Annotated in this window: 16 protein-coding genes; 11 read left to right on the top strand and 5 right to left on the bottom strand. The window is 67.5% G+C overall.

Annotated features, from left to right (window positions below):
- The first annotated feature begins 138 nt into the window (after nt 1-138).
- Complete coding sequence (locus IG75_RS0121840; protein WP_030523076.1) at nt 139-1449, top strand: cytochrome P450; 1311 nt, start codon at nt 139-141, stop codon at nt 1447-1449.
- Here the strand turns inward: IG75_RS0121840 and IG75_RS0121835 are convergent.
- Entirely contained in the window at nt 1409-2857 is a 1449-nt protein-coding gene (locus IG75_RS0121835) for a phthiocerol/phthiodiolone dimycocerosyl transferase family protein (RefSeq protein WP_156059054.1), read from the bottom strand. The genes IG75_RS0121840 and IG75_RS0121835 overlap by 41 nt on opposite strands.
- Here IG75_RS0121835 and IG75_RS0121825 point away from each other — a divergent pair.
- A complete protein-coding gene (locus IG75_RS0121825) occupies nt 2840-3094 on the top strand; it encodes an acyl carrier protein (RefSeq protein WP_030523078.1) in 255 nt (84 codons plus the stop codon). The two genes, IG75_RS0121835 and IG75_RS0121825, sit on opposite strands and share 18 nt — an antisense overlap.
- Here the strand turns inward: IG75_RS0121825 and IG75_RS0121820 are convergent.
- Together IG75_RS0121820 and IG75_RS0121815 are read right to left on the bottom strand one after the other, a co-directional pair.
- Nucleotides 3082-4551: a class I adenylate-forming enzyme family protein gene (locus tag IG75_RS0121820; RefSeq protein ID WP_030523079.1), complete on the bottom strand. Its 1470-nt coding sequence runs from the start codon at nt 4549-4551 to the stop codon at nt 3082-3084. The two genes, IG75_RS0121825 and IG75_RS0121820, sit on opposite strands and share 13 nt — an antisense overlap.
- A gap of 105 nt (nt 4552-4656) precedes the next feature.
- A complete protein-coding gene (locus tag IG75_RS0121815) occupies nt 4657-5556 on the bottom strand; it encodes a LysR family transcriptional regulator (RefSeq protein WP_030523080.1) in 900 nt (299 codons plus the stop codon).
- A 157-nt stretch (nt 5557-5713) separates the two neighbouring features.
- On the opposite strand from IG75_RS0121815, the gene IG75_RS0121810 reads away from it, so the two are divergent.
- From IG75_RS0121810 to IG75_RS0121775, 6 genes are all read left to right on the top strand, one after another.
- On the top strand, nt 5714-6064 hold the full coding sequence (locus IG75_RS0121810) for a DoxX family protein (RefSeq protein WP_030523081.1): 351 nt from the start codon (nt 5714-5716) through the stop codon (nt 6062-6064).
- Between the two features lie 219 nt (nt 6065-6283).
- Nucleotides 6284-6901, top strand: a complete 618-nt coding sequence (locus tag IG75_RS0121805) for a TetR/AcrR family transcriptional regulator (protein WP_051714795.1) — start codon at nt 6284-6286, stop codon at nt 6899-6901.
- A 191-nt stretch (nt 6902-7092) separates the two neighbouring features.
- Nucleotides 7093-8622, top strand: coding sequence for a nitric oxide reductase activation protein NorD (locus tag IG75_RS0121795; protein WP_030523083.1), 1530 nt, complete (start codon nt 7093-7095; stop codon nt 8620-8622).
- 89 nt (nt 8623-8711) lie between these two features.
- Nucleotides 8712-9539, top strand: a complete 828-nt coding sequence (locus tag IG75_RS0121790; RefSeq protein WP_030525906.1) for a CbbQ/NirQ/NorQ/GpvN family protein — start codon at nt 8712-8714, stop codon at nt 9537-9539.
- Between the two features lie 157 nt (nt 9540-9696).
- On the top strand, nt 9697-10383 hold the full coding sequence (locus IG75_RS0121780; protein WP_030523086.1) for a hypothetical protein: 687 nt from the start codon (nt 9697-9699) through the stop codon (nt 10381-10383).
- A 39-nt stretch (nt 10384-10422) separates the two neighbouring features.
- Nucleotides 10423-10860: a hypothetical protein gene (locus tag IG75_RS0121775; protein ID WP_030523087.1), complete on the top strand. Its 438-nt coding sequence runs from the start codon at nt 10423-10425 to the stop codon at nt 10858-10860.
- Between the two features lie 54 nt (nt 10861-10914).
- On the opposite strand, the gene IG75_RS0121770 is transcribed toward IG75_RS0121775, so the two are convergent.
- Nucleotides 10915-11796, bottom strand: a complete 882-nt coding sequence (locus tag IG75_RS0121770) for a 3-hydroxyacyl-CoA dehydrogenase (protein ID WP_245713233.1) — start codon at nt 11794-11796, stop codon at nt 10915-10917.
- A 183-nt stretch (nt 11797-11979) separates the two neighbouring features.
- Between IG75_RS0121770 and IG75_RS0121765 the strand changes: the two genes are divergently transcribed.
- The 3 genes from IG75_RS0121765 (at nt 11980) to IG75_RS0121755 (ending at nt 14333) form a co-directional block, all read left to right on the top strand.
- Nucleotides 11980-12558: a TetR/AcrR family transcriptional regulator gene (locus tag IG75_RS0121765; protein WP_030523089.1), complete on the top strand. Its 579-nt coding sequence runs from the start codon at nt 11980-11982 to the stop codon at nt 12556-12558.
- Nucleotides 12555-13760 (top strand): NADH:flavin oxidoreductase, encoded by a 1206-nt coding sequence (locus IG75_RS0121760; protein WP_030525905.1) that lies wholly within the window; start codon nt 12555-12557, stop codon nt 13758-13760. Before IG75_RS0121765 ends, IG75_RS0121760 begins: the two co-directional genes overlap by 4 nt.
- Before the next feature lie 177 nt (nt 13761-13937).
- The gene (locus tag IG75_RS0121755) at nt 13938-14333 is read left to right on the top strand and encodes a hypothetical protein (protein WP_030523091.1); all 396 of its coding nucleotides are present in this window, start codon (nt 13938-13940) and stop codon (nt 14331-14333) included.
- Between the two features lie 103 nt (nt 14334-14436).
- On the opposite strand, the gene gad is transcribed toward IG75_RS0121755, so the two are convergent.
- On the bottom strand, nt 14437-15876 hold the full coding sequence (gene gad, locus IG75_RS0121745; RefSeq protein WP_030523092.1) for a glutamate decarboxylase: 1440 nt from the start codon (nt 15874-15876) through the stop codon (nt 14437-14439).
- Nucleotides 15877-16016: the final 140 nt, after the last annotated feature.

Here is a 16016-nt window from a genome sequence, read left to right as displayed (position 1 = left end):
CGACTCCGGCCCGGGGCCCTGCGCCGCCCGGTCGAGCGCACGTTCGCCGGGCTACACGCCTTCGAACGCCGACCGGCCGACAGCGATCTTCCAAATAGCAATTGGCTATCATGGGGAGAGGCCGAGAGCGGAGGTGACATGTCGACTCGCGTGTGGACCCGTTGGCTGTTCCTGCACGGCCTGACACGGGGCTATCTGCGGTGGTCGGCGCGCCGGGGCAACCCTCTCGCCGAGATCGCCTTCGGCCAGGATCGCCTGCTCGGCGCGTCGCCGCTCATCGAGGAGATCCGGCAGCGGGGCCGGCTACCCGATCTGTCGGGAGTGCGCGTCACCGCAGACTACGAACTGTGCCGTCTCATCCTGCGAGACAAGCGCTTCGGCTCGCTCACGCCCGACCACCCCGCCATTCCGAAGCCGATCCGCTGGGTGCTGGCCAAGACGGATCAGGAACTGCCCAATCTCACCGAACCGCCCTCGATGCTGGCGACCGATCCGCCGGACCACACCCGGTACCGACGCCTGGTCGGGCACGCGTTCAGCCCGGCGGCGATCGGCAAATTGGAGCAACGGACCGTCGAAGTAACCGACGGCCTGATCGAACGGATGGGGTCGAAGCCGCGCCCGGACCTGATCGAGGACTTCGCCGAACAGGTGCCCGTCGCGATGATCGCCGGAATTCTCGGATTTCCCGACGATATGCATTCGACCATGCTGAAGTGGGGTCTCAACAGTGCGCCGCTGGTCGACCGAGCCGTGACCTGGACCGCGTATCGCGACGCCACCAAGGAGCTGACAGAGGTCAAGCAGTACTTCGACCAGCGCATCGACTCGCTCACCGCCGAACCGGCCGATGGCCTGCTCACCGTGCTGGTGACCAGTGGTGAGCTCACCCGCCGGGAGCAGATAGCCAACGCCGCCCTACTGCTGGACGCCGGATTCTTGACGACGGTGAACCTGCTCGGCAATGGAATCGCACTGTTGACAAGCCATCCGGATCAGCTGGAACTGCTGCTGGCGCAGCCGGACCTGTGGCCGGGCGCGATCGAGGAAATCCTGCGCTACGACTGCCCCGTCCGGATCACCGGCCGGGTCGCCAACTGCGACCTCGACATCGCCGATCAGCACATCAGACGCGGTTCCCTGGTCCTGCTGGCATTGGCGGGCGCGAACCACGACCCCGGCGTCTTCCCCGACCCCGAACGATTCGACGTGACCAGGGTCAACGCCGCGGACCACCTGGCGTTCAGCAGCGGGATACACGGTTGCCTGGGATACCGGCTGGCCCGGATGGAAGGCGTGATCGCCCTGCGGACCCTCTTCGAGCGATATCCGGATCTGCGCCTGGACGGCCCGCCGATCCCACGGCGCCTGGTGAACCTGCACTCCTACCGCTCCATGCCCGCCGAACTCATGCCCGACCGATCGGGCCCTCCGGCACCACCTCCGTGACCGAGGGTGTGGCGCGCTCGGCGCGGCGTTCTCGCGCGGCGCTTTCGAGCCGCGCCACCGCGTTGTCGGTCAGCCACCGCACCTCGTCGTCGCTCATGGCCGTTGCCGCGTACGCGACGCTGAGATCGAGGCCGCCGAGCCATTTGTTGGCGATCACGAACAATGACGGGCCGAACATATCGAGGGAAACTGCCCTGGTGACGTCCTCCAGCGTATAGGCACCGTAGCCGGACCGAAGCCCGGACTCGCCTACCGTGGTGACGCCGAGTCCGTCGATACGCCGGTTGTTCCGCATCGTCGGCCGGACTTCGCGCCGATACACCTCCCACTCGGGAAACGCCATGATCGAGGCGGCCTCCCGGTCTTTGGCCAGCGCGGCGATCAGCTTGAACGAGGCGTCCCGGGCGGTTGCCCAGAAGTCGTCGGTTATCGGATGCTCGGTACGCAGGATGTCGGCGTAGCAACCGCAGGTCTCGTCCGGCAACGCGAGTTCACCGAAGCGACGGAGGTCGACCGTGCTCAACACGGTCATGGTGTCGAGCCGGTAGCGCTCACGAATGGCGAGCAGGAAGGCCGCCGTTATCGCACCGTGCACCGTCGTTCTGTTGGCTTTGATGGCCTCCTCGAGCCTTGCCGTGGTGTCGGGCTCGAGGCGACGCGCCAGTACTCGCGATTCGTCCTTCGGATCGGGGACCGCTTGCTTGGGGAGCCGAATGGCAGGCGTATAGGTGGTTTTCCCGCCGATGCCGGACTTGCCCGCCGAGCCGGCCTCGACCGGCGGTGGCAATGCGGTGCGGGGCGGCGATTTCGATTGCGGCGCGGCCGGTTCGGCCAGGAATTCGAGAAGCCGGTGGCCGAGCATATTGGCGGAGTGGGCGTCGAGCGTTGCGTGATCGGCACACATGACGATGTGGTTCAGGTCGGCGTCCGGAGACTGCCGCACCATTGTTATCCGAAGGCGCGGATGGTTGCCCTTCGGGATCGGTGTGCGGATCTCGGAGGTCAGAACCTTCCGCCAGGCGTCCGAATCGGTGTCTTCGAGCACTCGCAACGGGATCTCCGTTGTGCCCTCGGTATCGAACCAGGGCTCGCGATGGGCGAACGGCGGCAGCCGTCGCCAGATGATCTTGCCGTAGCGGATATGAGCGCGCAGGATGGGGTGCTGGGTCTGTAGCCAGGCGAGCGCCTGCTTCACCAGCATCGGATCGATGCGTCCGCGTACATGCAACACCTGCACGGTGATCAGCCCACGACGGGCATGCAAATGATTGAGCAGCTGTTCCTTTTTGCCCAGCGGGCGCGTTTCGGCCACGTCGCCCTCCCATCTTTTCGCGTATTTCAGGTCGCGCCGAAATTGGTTAGTATGTTGACGACGTAAGGGGCTGGTGTGATGAACGATATCGAACAACCGATAATCGAGTATATCTCCGCCATGGTGGCCGAAACCGGTGAATCGCCGGTCGATCGCGATACCCTGTTACTCGAGGCCGGATTGTTGGACTCGATCAAGCTGGTAAGACTGGTGCAGTTCCTCGAGCAGGAATTCGAGATCAGCATCCCGGAGACGGAGATACAGGCCGAACTGTTCGAATCGCCCGCGAAGATAGCAGCCTATGTCTCGCAGCGAGCGGCTCAGCCTGCCTGAAGCTCGCGTAACTGCCCGCGGAGTACCTTGCCGGCCGAGCTGCGCGGTAATGCGTCGATGAATGCGATCTCGGCCGGTACCTTGTGCTCGGACAACCTCTTGTGGGCGTAGCGGATCAACTCGTCGGCCGATACTTCCGCCTCTTTGACGACGAATGCGATCAGCCGATTGCCATTGCGTCCGTCCGGAAGACCCGCCACCGCGGCTTCGGCGACGGCAGGCAGGGTCATGAGCGTCTCCTCCACTTCGATGGGGTCGATCTTGTACCCGGATACTTCGATCAACAGCTTGCTGCGGCCACGGATGAAGATACGGCCTTCTTCGTCGAGCGAGGCGAGATCGCCGGTCCGGAACCAGCCCTCGTCGAATGCCTCGGCATTGGCCACATCATTGTCGAGATAGCCCCGCATGAGCGAGGAAGACCTTATTTCCATTTCGCCGACGGAGGGGCCGAAATCGGTATCGAACGGAATGATGCGGACCCTGGCGTCACCCGCCGGTTTGCCCACCGAGGCCCAGCTCGAGTCGGGATCGGCGGAGTTGTTGTGCGCGAACATGCTCGCCTCGGTGGAGCCGTAATTCTGACGAAGTGGGACACCGAGGCGCGCGCGTACCGCTTCGAAGACCGGCCGCTTCAGGGAGACGCCGCCCGAGACGGCCATACGCAGTCCGAGATCGAAACTGCCGGCCTGACCGGTGATGATGTCGTACATCGCCGGAACGGCGCCCATGAAGGTGACGCGCTCACGGGTCATGGTGTCGAGCAGCTTCTTGCGTGAAAGCGCCAGCGGCAGGCGATCGCTCCAGTAGAGCGTCGTCGCACCGCCGGAGACGGCGTAACTGGTGCCCATCAGAAAGCCCATCGAGAAGTTGCCCGGCAGCATACTGAGGACGATATCGTCGGGCTGGATATCCCAGGCCGTACTGGCTCGTTTGCCATCGGCGACGAGCTCGGCATGGGTGTGCGGCACCACTTTGGGCAACCCGGTAGAGCCGGAGGAGAAGAGGTAGAGCGCCGTGGTGTCGCCCGGCAGTTCCGGCAGCCGGGCGGTCGTCCTTCCTTCGGGGAGTGCGTTCGTCGGGAACAAGGGAATACCGGGGGCCACATCCGCGATCAGCGCCTCGGCGACCACGGCACGGCCGGGAGTCGAGACAACGGCCTGGAGTCCGGTTTTTCGCGCGAGCGTGGCGAGTTCGGATCGGGTGGCCGTCTCGGCCATCGGCATCGCGATGGCGCCGATGGCGAAGAGCGCATGGGAAGTGGCGAAGAGATCGGGTGAGTTCGGAAGCAGTAGGGCGACGGGATCGCCGCGCTCGATGCCATATTCCATGAAGCCGGCGGCGAGCCGGCCGATCCGGTCGACCACTTCGGCGTAGGGCGTGAATACTTCGCCCTGCCGCAATCCGCTGGTGGTCGGTACCTGCGCTGCTATTGCGAGCAAATTGTCGTAGATCATCTCTACTCCAACAGGGGTCGGTTCCCTCTGTTCGTAAGGATAGAAGTGGGATGCGGCATCTACAAGGCTTCGGCGTCCAGGTCGAGCAGTACGGCGGCCGATGCGTCAGCCGGTCCCGGAGCACAGCTCGATACAGCACTCGACGAACGCCCGGACCACCGGATCGGTGTCCGACTCCGCCTTCCATACGACACCGACCCGGCTCGGCGCCACACCGGTCACCGGGCGGTAGGTGATACCGGGCCGGGCGTAGTACCGGGCGCTCGACTCCGGGGCCAGTGCGATCCCGTAACCGTTGGCGATCGCGCTCAGCCATTCGTCGGGTTGATCGGTCACCGCACCGATCCGCGGCGTTCGGTCCGCGCGTTCGTCGACCCCGAGCCAGTAGTCACGCCAGGCACCGGTTTCAGCGGGGGCCGCCACGAACGGTTCGTCCAGCAGATCCGCGAACGCGATCGATTCGCGTTCCACCAGCGGATGCCCGGACGCCAGGGCGACCACGCGCGGTTCGCTGAACAGTTCCCGCACCCGCAGCCGATCCTGCCCCGGGAAGGGGAGCCGGAGCAGGGCGGTATCCACCTCGCCGTCGGCGAGACCGCCGGTCGGGTCACCCCAGGACGCCTGCCGCATATCCACCCGCCAGCCGGGTTGCCGGCGGGCGAACTCGGCGATGATCCGCGGGGTGGCCTCGTTGGCCGCGCTGGCCAGGAAGCCGACCCGCAGCACCCGCGCCGCGCGGCCCGCCGCCTGCCGGGTCTGCCGGAGCGCCAGATCCCATTCCGTGAGCAGCCCCGGTACCCGCCCGGCCAGCGCCTCTCCCGCCGGGGTGAGCGCCATCCCGGTCCGTGAGCGCACGAAGAGTTCGACGCCGAGCAGGCCCTCCAGCTGCCTGATCTGCTTGGTCAGCGCCGGTTGCGAAACGTAGAGCCGTGCGGCGGCACGGGTCAGATTCCCCTCCGCCGCCACCGCGGCGAAGTAGCGGAGCAACCGGGTGTCCACATCCATTCCATCAGGTTATGGATGCAGGTATTGGCGGGTTTCGCCAGGGCCCGGAAGGCTGGATTCCACAACCGGCGCAGTATCTCGGATCCGGCGCCACGCCGTGCCGCCCGCCACCGTGGTGGGCGCCCGGGCCGACCCACCTCGAACAGGAAGTCATGCCGTGCACACCACCTACCTCGTCGTCGCCCTCGTCACCGTCGTGGCCAACGCCGGTGACGCCCTCGCAGGTTTCGCCCGGGCGCCGTTCGTCCTGGCCAATTCCGCCGAGGTCGGCGTGCCGCCCGGCTGGGTGCCCTGGCTGGCCACGCTCAAGCTCGCCGGTGCGGCCGGGGTCCTGCTCGGACTCCTCGGCATGGAAGCGCTGGGGTTCGCCGCCGCGGTCGGCCTGGTGTTGTTCTTCGCGGGCGCCCTCCTCACCCACATGCGGGCACGTGTCTACTACAACCTCGCCTTTCCGGGCGCCTACTTCGCCTTCGCCCTCGCGACCGCCGCTCTCATGGTCGTGCACTAGCGGGTCGGCGGAACCGATGCGAACCACGCCGGACGCACGACCGAACAGCCGCGTTCCAGGCACCCGGCGACACTCCGCTCTGGCACCCGGAGCATGGCGGTGCCACTTGAATCAGCGCCTCGTGATCTCCCAGGAGACATTGTCCGACAGTAGAACACGGATGCGGATGACAAGTGTCATTGAAATTTTTAATTGACAACTTTCAACGGATGGCCGCTAATGGAGTCCGTGAACGCGCCGACGGAGAAGCCACGGGGCCGGGAAGCCCAACGACTCGAAACCCGTAAGCGGGTGTTCGACGCCGCCGTCGCGGAGTTCCGGCGCACCGGGACAGCCGGTGCCGATGTCGGCGCCATCATCGAGGCCGCCGGCGTCGCGCGCGGCACCTTCTACTTCCACTTCCCCAGCAAGGAGCATGTCCTGCTGGAACTGGAGCGGCGCGAGGAAGCCCGAGTGGCCAAGGAGTTCGCCCGTTTCGTGGCGGCACCGCACGATCTGCCGGGCGCACTGGCGAAAGCGGTGCGGCTGGTCCTGTCGGTGGAACGGCGCGTCGGCGCGATCCTGTTCAAAGATGTACTCGGCCTGCACTTCACGCCGACCCGCCCGCCCGACGACGAATGGACCGATCATCCGCTGATCGTGCAGGTCGTCGAGGAGATCACGCGGGCGCGCGACGCGGGCGAGGCCGCCGCCGAGATCGATCCCTTCCACAGCGCGGTGTTCTTCCTGCTCGGGCTCTACGCCCTGCTGACCACCACCAGCGATTCCAAGGCGGTGCGCGCCGCCATGCTCGACAACTACGTCTCCACCGCACTGCGCGGTATGGAACCCCGATGAACCCGCGCTCGCGGGTCGTCTCCGGGACCCGGCCCACGGGAATCGACCACTGGAGGTCACTATGTGGCAGGACATCGTTCGTCTGATCCTCGGCTGGGGCGCGATGGGCGCCGTGATCGGCTTCTGGTATTGGGTCATGCGCAATATCGGGACGTTCTGAACGACCCGGCGCCGGATCGACGGTGACCGCCGTGCAGCCCAGCCCTTCCCTCTCCGCCGCGTCGCTGGAGCGCAGTTGCGCCCTGACGGCCGTGGCGTTCTCCGACCGGCGTCGCCACGGCGCGCGCCTGGTCACCGGGGAACGCCGGCTCTTCGGTCTGGACCCCTCCGCCACGCTGGTGCAGGTACCGTATCCGCCGCCACCGGACTGGACCCGCCGCACCCTCACCTGCGGAATCGCCCTGCAATGCGCGCCCTCGAAGGACCGTCTCGCACGGTACCGGCTGTCGGAGTTGTCCCCGCGCGAGCTCGCGGGTGTGGCGGTGGTGGAGGGCGGTGTCGCACTGGGCTGGATCGCGGTCCGGTTCCCGGGACTGATTCCCGAACTACGGCGGCTCCTGCCCGAACTCGAACCGGCCGATCCCGATACGGACGCTCCGGAAATACTCGAGCGGGCGGTCGTGCTGGCCCGCTCCGGGCAGACCCCGTCGCCCCACCTGCTGCTGGGCGCCCCGCCCCTGGCTGCCCCGGGGCGAGGCCGGGTGGCGGTGGCGCTGCGGCGAATGTACGGCCGGATGCCGTGGACGAACCCGCGCACCGATTCCTACCGGGCCATGTCGGTGCCGGTCGGGGGTGAAGGCGGTGTCCGCAACCCCAACCTGCCGCCGCCGAGTCGGCCGGAGGACGACGAGATCGAGATCCGTCCCGATCAGCGCCCGGGTATCCCGTATCCCGAATGGAATCTGTGGACTAAGCGTTTCCTGCCCGATCACGTCGCCGTCCTCGAACGCCGGCACCCGGCACGGAGTCACCCTCCGGCACCGGTGGCGGTGGATGTGCGGCGCTGGTTCCGGCAGCACACCCATCGTGCGCTCACCGGCGGGCTCGAGGACGGCGCCGATCTCGATATCGACCGCTATATCGGCCACTACGTGGACCTGCGCACCGGTACCGCCGCCCAGCCCAGGGTCTTCCGTGACCTGTTACCCGCGACCCGTGATGTGGCCACCGCCGTCCTGCTCGACGGCAGTTCCTCACTCGGGGTGCACCAGGGCCGTACCTTCGCCCTGGAACTGGCGTGCGCGGACGCCCTGTCGCACGCCATGGCGGCGGCCGCGGAACAACACGGGATCTTCGTGTTCACCGGTAACACCCGGCACCGCGTCGAGGTGCGCTGTCTGAAGGATTTCGACGAACCGCGGCTCGTCGACCCCGGCGGCCTGGGCTTGCGGACCGGCGGCTACACCCGGCTGGGCGCCCCGCTGCGACACCTGACCAGGCGCTTGCTCGACCGGCCCGCCGAACGCCGGTTGCTCATCGTGATCGGCGACGGGTTGATCTCCGACGAAGGGTACGAGGGGCGCTACGCCTGGGCCGATGTCGCGCACGCGGTCGAGGAGGCCGACGAAGCCGGGGTCGCGATCTATTACGTCGGTGTCGGCCCCGCCCGGGTGGATCCGCTGCCGACGGTGTTCGGGCGGCGCCGGTCGCAACGGATCCACCGGGTCGAGGAACTACCCCGTGTCCTCGACCGTGTTCATCGCGAACTGGTCGCCACGTGATGGGCGCCCCGGACGGCACTCCTCCGCACACCGCACACAACCGGACCGAACGCGGAGTACACCCCGCGGCCGCGCCCCGAGAGGTCAGGATGAACAGCGAATACCACTCCGCCACCGGTAACGAGATCGCACTGTTCGAGAGGGCGTACCGGCGCCGCATTCCGGTGATGCTCACCGGCCCGACCGGATGCGGCAAGACCCGGTTCGTCGAGCATATGGGCCGGTTGCTGGACCGCCCGGTGGTCACCGTCAGCTGCCACGACGATCTGACCAGTGCCGATCTGGTGGGCCGGTTCCTGGTCACCGGCGGCGATGTGGTCTGGCACGACGGACCGCTCACCCGCGCCGTGAAGGACGGGGCGATCTGCTATCTGGACGAGGTGGTCGAGGCCCGGCACGATTCGCTGGCGATCCTGCACTCGCTCACCGACCACCGCCGCATGCTCTACCTGGACCGCGCCGACGAGGTCGTACCGGCGCCGGACCCGTTCATGCTGGTCTGCTCCTACAACCCGGCCTATCGGAGCTCGCTCAAAGAGCTGAAACCCTCGTTCCGGCAGCGGTTCATGACGCTGGCCCTGGACTATCTCGACGCGGATCGCGAAGCCGCGGTGGTGGTCGCCGAGACCGGGATCGAGCCGCCGGTGGCCCGGCAGTTGGTCGGCTGCGCACGAGTGATCCGTGAGGCGGACGAGGTGTTCCATTTCGAACCCCCGTCCACCCGGGTCCTGGTGACCACCGGGCATCTGATCGCGGCGGGCGCGGATATCCGGGACGCCGCCGAAGCATGCATCCTGGCGCCGCTGAGCAGCAACGGCGCGATCAACGAAGGTCTGCGCGAGATCGCGGCGGCCGCACTGGCCACCGCGGAAACCTCTCTCGCGCAGTCGGTTCCAGAAGGAGGATCACGACCGTGAACGAACAGGATCGCCGGCGCCGGCGCGCGCTGATCGCCGTCCAGATCTTCGCCTACGGATTCCTGTTGGCGATGTTCCTCATCCAGCTGCACATGTATTCGGTCCGGGATTGGTAGGAGCCGTCGTGAAACTTCCCGCTGTCCCCCTGCCGTGGCGTATGGCCGCACCGAAACCCGGCGACGCCTACGACGCCCATCACGACGAATCCCGCCGCGCCCAGCGCGAAGCCGACCGGTGGCTCACCGCGGGCACCTTGCTGATGGGCACACTGGTCCTCGGCATCGTCGGCCTGCCGGTCTTCCTGCGCGGTGTCTGGCTCCAGCGCCAGGCACAGGAATCCGGGCTGTCGGTGCGGCCGATCATCGTCACGCTGATCGGCTACCTGGTCATCCTGGACGCCGCGCTCAACAGCCTGGGCTGGGCACTGGACCTCATCGCCAATCACACCCTGATCAACCGGGTGATCCTCACCGCCTGGGGCAACTTCTTCGATGCCGGCTACTTCTGGCACTACAACGAGCTGTGGATCGGCGGTTCGGGCGCGCCCGGTGAGAAGGGCTGGGAAGTCGCCCTGATGCTCACCGTGTTCCCGATGCGCATCGCCGCGGCGATCGCGTTCCTGCAGATGAAGCGTTGGGGACACCAGTGGATGATCGTCACCTGCTGGTTCGGGCTGGTCATCTGGATCGGCTACACGTTCAACATGACCATGTACGCCGATGTGCGCTACGACGGGGTGGTGCTGCCGGTGATCGGCTGGTGGCTCTACGACATCTTCTACATCACGCCGTTCCTGGCGATCCCCTATCTGCACACCGTCAACCGCGAGATCTTCTCCGATTGACCATGGCGGCAGTCGCATCCCTCTTCCGAAGGACCCCGCATGAACAAGAAGCCCTCCCCCGCAGGCGATCCGGAGAACGACGAACTGCCGCTGGGCACCACCGCGCCGTACGCGCGGATGCACCGCTGGTTGCGGCGCGGAATTTTCGTCTGCCTGTTCGCGCTGGTCATCGAGGGCGCGTTCACGGTGCCGGCGCTGGCGCTGTGGTACGGCTGGCCGACCCTGTCCTTCACCGAGATCTGCAGTGAACTGATGAAGGTCAGGTATTCCGACGACAGCCTCGAATGCGAGCATCCGTATCCGCTGTCGGGTCCGCCCTTCGGCGGCCCGCCCGAGGCGGCAGGTCAGCGGACCGCGCAGGACGAATGGAGTATTCAACCGAAGCCCGGCTGGGACCGGATCGGTTTTCGTGAACTGGTCCGCATCCACGAGGACCGGCTCGCCCGGGAAGCCGCCGAAGCGCCGCCGCCTCGCTGAGAGAAGCCCCACGAACCGGCGGCCCCGGATCATGCGGGCGGCCGGCTCGTGGGTTCAGGAGTATTTGTAGAACCCTTCCCCGGTGGCCACTCCGAGCTTGCCCTTGTCGATGTAGTTCTCCTTCAACCAGCGGGCGAGACCCTCGGTTTCGGCAGCGCTGCCCAGGATGTTGTAGGGCGTGGTGAGACCGATGATGTCGAGGATCTGGAACGGGCCCATGGGAGCCCCGGTGGCGATCCGCCAGGTCTTGTCGACCGCCTCGGGTTCGGCGTAGTCGCCGGCGGCGAGTTCGACGGCGGCGTTCAGGAACGGCACCAGCAACGAGTTCAGCACATAACCGGCCTTCTCCTTGTGCACCTCGATCGGCACCATGCCGATGGCGGCGGCGAACTCGGCGACCGCGCGGAACACCGCGGGATCGGTCCGGTCGGTGCCCATGACCTCGGCGGTATTGAACTTCCACACCTGATTGGCGAAGTGCAGCGCCAGGAATTTGTCCGGGCGGCCGGTGAAATCCGCCATATCGCTGGGCAGCAGGGTCGAGGAGTTGGTCGCGAATATCGTCCGTTCCGGAGCCAGCTCGCCCAGTTTCCGATAGGTCTGCCGTTTGATGTCGAGCACCTCGGGGACGGCTTCGATCACCAGATCGGCTTCGGCGACCGCGGCGCCGAGATCGGTGGTCAGGCCGATCCCCGCACGGGTCTGCTCGGTGAGCTCGTCGGTCGCGCCCATCACCTCGTCGCGATAGGTGGCGGCGAGCCCGGCGAAACGTTCGCGCGCCGCGTCGACTGCCTTGTCGTCGATGTCGTAGGCCTGGACGCGGAATCCGTGGTACGCGGTCTGGAAGGCGATCTGGGAACCGAGCACCCCGGTGCCCAGCACTGTCACCGCGCGGATCTCGAGGGCCATCGTCTTCTCCTTGTCGATCGAGGGCATATCGGACAACCGGAGCTGACTACCGGAACCAGTAGAACAGGACCGGCCCGTCCCGGTGAGTGTGTGGCCCGCGCAGCCCTTTGCGATCGGATAACGACTGCCGACGAAGCAATCGACCAGCGTTTTCAAACAGTATTTCAATCAATGATTGAAAACCGGTCGGCGCAGTGGTTCACTGGCCCCATGCCCCAGCGAGTTTCGGCCGCGACCCGGGAACGCCTGCTCACGGCCGCCGAACGCCTGCTGCTCACCGAGCGCTACGACGACGTCTCGGTACGCCGCATCTGCACCGAGGCCGGCGCGAACCCCGCCGCCGTCCACTACCACTTCGGATCCAAGGAAGCCCTGGTGGCGGTCCTGCTCGAAGAACGGCTCGGGGCACTGTGGGCCGACCGCCTCACCGAGGTCGCCGCGGCCGCCGGACCCGCGGCCGATCTCGTCGACGCGGTCCTCACCCCGTTCACCGCCCTGGCCGCCGACCCGCTGGGCCGGCTGCACCTGCGGTTGCTGGCGCAATGCGTGATCGACCGGCAGGTGGGCCCGTGGCAGCAGCAGTGGTTCCGAATCGACTCGTGGGCCGGCCTGCTGCCCGAGGTGGGCGAACGGGAAAGCCGGCGCCGGTGGATGCTCGCGTTCGACCTCATCATCATGCGATTCGGCCGCGCCGCCGCCGAAGACCGGGCGCTGAGCCCGCAGGCCGTGGCGACCTTGCGCGCTTTCGTCGTCGCCGGTCTGACCGCACCGACAGGAGATATATCGTGACCGACGTATTCGCCCCCGCCCCGCTGGGGCCGCTCACCCTCCGTAACCGGGTGATCAAGGCCGCGACCTTCGAGGGACGCACCCCGGACGCGCTGGTCACCGACGACCTGGTCGAATTCCACCGGGAGGTCGCCGCGGGCGGAGTCGGGATGACCACCGTCGCCTACTGCGCGGTCGCACCCGGCGGCCGCACCGACCGCCACCAGATCTATATGCGCCCCGAGGCGGTGCCGGGCCTGCGCCGGCTCACCGACGCCGTGCACGCCGAAGGCGCGGCGGCCAGTGCGCAGATCGGCCACGCGGGGCCGGTGGCCAATTCCGCGTCCAATCGCCTGCCCGCGCTGGCGCCCAGCCGGATGTTCAGCCCCCTCGGGATGAGCCCGATGAAGGTGCCCGACGCGGCCGAGATCCACGACCTCGTCACCGCCCACGCCGACGCGGCGCTGCTGGCGATCGAATCCGGATTCGACGCGGTCGAAATACATTTCGGGCACAACTACCTGGTGAGTTCGTTTCTGAGCCCGCTACTGAACCGACGCAAGGACCGCTACGGCGGCGCACTCGAGAACCGGGCCCGGCTGGCGCGCGATATCGCCCGCCGGGTGCGCGAGGCGGTCGGCGACCGGATCGCGGTCACCGCGAAGCTGAATATGGAGGACGGCATCCGCGGCGGCCTCACCCTGCCGGAGTCGTTGCAGGTGGCCGCGTGGCTGGAGGCCGACGGCGCGCTCGACGCGCTGGAGTTGACGGCGGGCAGTTCCCTGCTGAACCCGATGCTGCTGTTCCACGGCGCGGCACCGCGCCGCGAGTTCGCTAAAACGCTGCCGGGACCGGCCCGCTGGGGTTTCCGGCTGGTCGGGAAGGCCTTCCTGCGTGAATACCCGTACGAGAAGGCGTATCTGCTCGAACGCGCGCGCCAGTTCCGCCGGGAGCTGGCCATGCCACTGGTGCTGCTGGGCGGTATCACCGACCGGGAGTCGATGGATCTGGCGATGGCGGAGGGCTTCGATTTCGTCGCCATGGGCCGGGCGCTGTTGCGCGAACCGGATCTATTGCACCGCATCCGGTCCGACGCGAGCACCGAGTCCGCCTGCGTGCACTGCAACGAATGTATGCCGACCATCTACAGCCGCACCCGGTGTGTGCTCCGCCTCGATCAACTCGAAGCCACGATCCCGGGTCATCCGATCGCCGGCGAATAGGCGGCGCGCGGGTCGCGGAAAGTTGCTGTTCACGAAGTTCGTCAGCCCCAGTTAACGAACACCTATTGAATGCGCCGTTGTTTAACGGTACGGTCTAGGCATCAGAGCAAGCCGCACTCCCACAGTGCAACTGCTTCCGCCACCGCCCCCGGGCGGCGCTACGACCGAGGACGAATCATGCACCGAACCGCACGCACCCGCCGACTCGCCGTCCGGATCGCGGCCACCGCCGCGATCGCCCTGGCCCCGCTGGCCCTCACCGCCGCACCCGCGCTCGCCGACAACGGCGCCCCGGTGGTCACCGAGAACGCCGACACCGAGGTCCAGGACGTGAGCCGCCCCGGCCGCCACGGTCACGGGTACGGCGATCGCGGGTGGCACGGCCGCCACGACGACAGCTGGCACGGCCGGCACGACAGCCCGGTCGACTGGAACCGCGGCCGCAACCGCCACGACCGGGACTGGGACCGCGGCCGGCACCACAACCACGGCTGGGACCACGGTCACCACCGTCCCGGTTTCGGTCTGCCCTTCCCGCGGATCTTCCTGCCCGGCAGCGGTAGCGCCTTCTGAGACCTGAACAACGGCACATCAGTCATGTGTCGATAGGCCTCGGGCAGGCCCGGCCCGAGACAGCGAACCGGCCGGCCACGGCGACTGTGCCGGCCGGTTCCGCTCACCCACCCGTCGGCCGCACGCCCGCGCTGTGCGGCCGGGTATCGGCGCCGTGGGAGAACGACGCGGCCTCGGCGCCGCGCTGCGGCGCCTGCTGGGCACGCAACCGCGGCAGCGCGCGCTGCAACGCCTCGATCAGCAGGTCGGCGAGGTCGTGGCTGAAACCGTTACGCACCACCACGCGCAGCACCGCCAGATCCTCCCGGTCGGCCGGGAAGGTGTAGGCGGGCACCAGCCAACCCTGTTCCCGCAGTGCCGCCGAGACGTCGAAGACCGAATACCCGGTCTCGCCCTCGGCCAGCGTGAAGGCGAAGACGGGTAACTGCCGGCCGTCGGTGATCAGCCGGAACGGGCCCAGCCGCGCGATCCGGTCGGCCAGTGCGGACGCGACCTCGCGGCAGTATCCCTGCACCCGCGCGTAGCCGCGGTGCCCGAGCCGCAGGAAGGTGTAATACTGGGCCACCACCTGCGCGCCCGGCCGGGAGAAGTTCAGCGCGAAGGTCGGCATCTCCCCGCCGAGGTAGTTCACCCGGAAGACCAGAGCATCCGGTAAGGCGTCGGCGTCGCGCCACAGCACCCAGCCCACCCCCGGATAGATCAGCCCGTATTTGTGGCCCGAGGTGTTGATCGAGGCGACCCGTGGTTGCCGGAAATCCCACTCCAGTCCGGGATCGCAGAACGGCGCGATCATGGCGCCCGACGCCCCGTCCACGTGCACCGGGATATCCCAGCCGTGCTCGGCCTGCACTCGGTCCAGCGCCGCGCAGATCTCGGCGACCGGTTCGTAGCTGCCGTCGAATGTGGACCCCAGGATGGCCACCACACCGATCGTGTTCTCGTCGCAGCGGGCCGCCGCTTCCTCGGCGGTGAGATGGAACCGCTCCCCCGACATCGGCACCACACGCGGTTCGACGTCCCAGTACTCGGCGAACTTCTCCCAGCACACCTGGACATTGATCCCCATCACCAGGTTCGGGCGCTCGGCCGACTGTCCGGCGGCCCGGCGCCGCAGCTGCCACCGGCGCTTCATGGCCAGTCCGGCCAGCATGCACGCCTCACTGGAGCCGGTGGTCGAACACCCGACGGCATGGTCCGGGTCGGCGGCGTGCCACAGATCGGCCAGGATCCGCACACATCGCTGCTCCAGTTCGGCGGTGCGCGGGTACTCGTCCTTGTCGATCATGTTCTTGTCGAAGCATTCGCTCATCAGCACCTGCGCCGCGGGTTCCATCCAGGTGGTGACGAAGGTGGCGAGGTTGAGCCGGGCATTGCCGTCGAGCAACAGTTCGTCGTGCACGATCTGGTAGGCGGTTTCGCTGTCCAGCTCCGCGGCGGGCAACCGGTTGCGGGGCACCTCGACCGGCTCCCGGGTGAACACCGGATTCACCGCGATATCGTCCCGGCCGGTGCCGCCGGGCCGAGACGGATGAGTCAATGCCATGGAGACCTCCACCAGCATCGGGACCGGACGTGGCACCGCCCGGGCGGGCGGCATCCCGAGTATCACCCGGCGTGCGCCTGTTCCGGCGCATGGCGGGCCGCCCCGGCGGGTCGGGTGCCCCGCTCCCTGTTCCCGCAAGG

Source organism: Nocardia rhamnosiphila NBRC 108938 (genome assembly GCF_000720425.1).
Taxonomy (GTDB): Bacteria; Actinomycetota; Actinomycetes; order Mycobacteriales; family Mycobacteriaceae; genus Nocardia; species Nocardia rhamnosiphila.
This window is presented reverse-complemented; position numbering and strand designations above follow the sequence as displayed.

What these genes read in the sequence shown, in the direction of transcription:
- IG75_RS0121840 (WP_030523076.1), top strand. Translation starts at nt 139, where the DNA reads ATGTCGACTCGCGTGTGGACCCGTTGGCTGTTCCTGCACGGCCTGACA.
- IG75_RS0121825 (WP_030523078.1), top strand. Translation starts at nt 2,840, where the DNA reads ATGAACGATATCGAACAACCGATAATCGAGTATATCTCCGCCATGGTG.
- IG75_RS0121820 (WP_030523079.1), bottom strand. Translation starts at nt 4,551, where the DNA reads ATGATCTACGACAATTTGCTCGCAATAGCAGCGCAGGTACCGACCACC.
- IG75_RS0121815 (WP_030523080.1), bottom strand. Translation starts at nt 5,556, where the DNA reads ATGGATGTGGACACCCGGTTGCTCCGCTACTTCGCCGCGGTGGCGGCG.
- IG75_RS0121805 (WP_051714795.1), top strand. Translation starts at nt 6,284, where the DNA reads ATGGAGTCCGTGAACGCGCCGACGGAGAAGCCACGGGGCCGGGAAGCC.
- IG75_RS0121790 (WP_030525906.1), top strand. Translation starts at nt 8,712, where the DNA reads ATGAACAGCGAATACCACTCCGCCACCGGTAACGAGATCGCACTGTTC.
- IG75_RS0121780 (WP_030523086.1), top strand. Translation starts at nt 9,697, where the DNA reads ATGGCCGCACCGAAACCCGGCGACGCCTACGACGCCCATCACGACGAA.
- IG75_RS0121775 (WP_030523087.1), top strand. Translation starts at nt 10,423, where the DNA reads ATGAACAAGAAGCCCTCCCCCGCAGGCGATCCGGAGAACGACGAACTG.
- IG75_RS0121770 (WP_245713233.1), bottom strand. Translation starts at nt 11,796, where the DNA reads ATGCCCTCGATCGACAAGGAGAAGACGATGGCCCTCGAGATCCGCGCG.
- IG75_RS0121765 (WP_030523089.1), top strand. Translation starts at nt 11,980, where the DNA reads ATGCCCCAGCGAGTTTCGGCCGCGACCCGGGAACGCCTGCTCACGGCC.
- IG75_RS0121755 (WP_030523091.1), top strand. Translation starts at nt 13,938, where the DNA reads ATGCACCGAACCGCACGCACCCGCCGACTCGCCGTCCGGATCGCGGCC.
- gad (WP_030523092.1), bottom strand. Translation starts at nt 15,876, where the DNA reads ATGGCATTGACTCATCCGTCTCGGCCCGGCGGCACCGGCCGGGACGAT.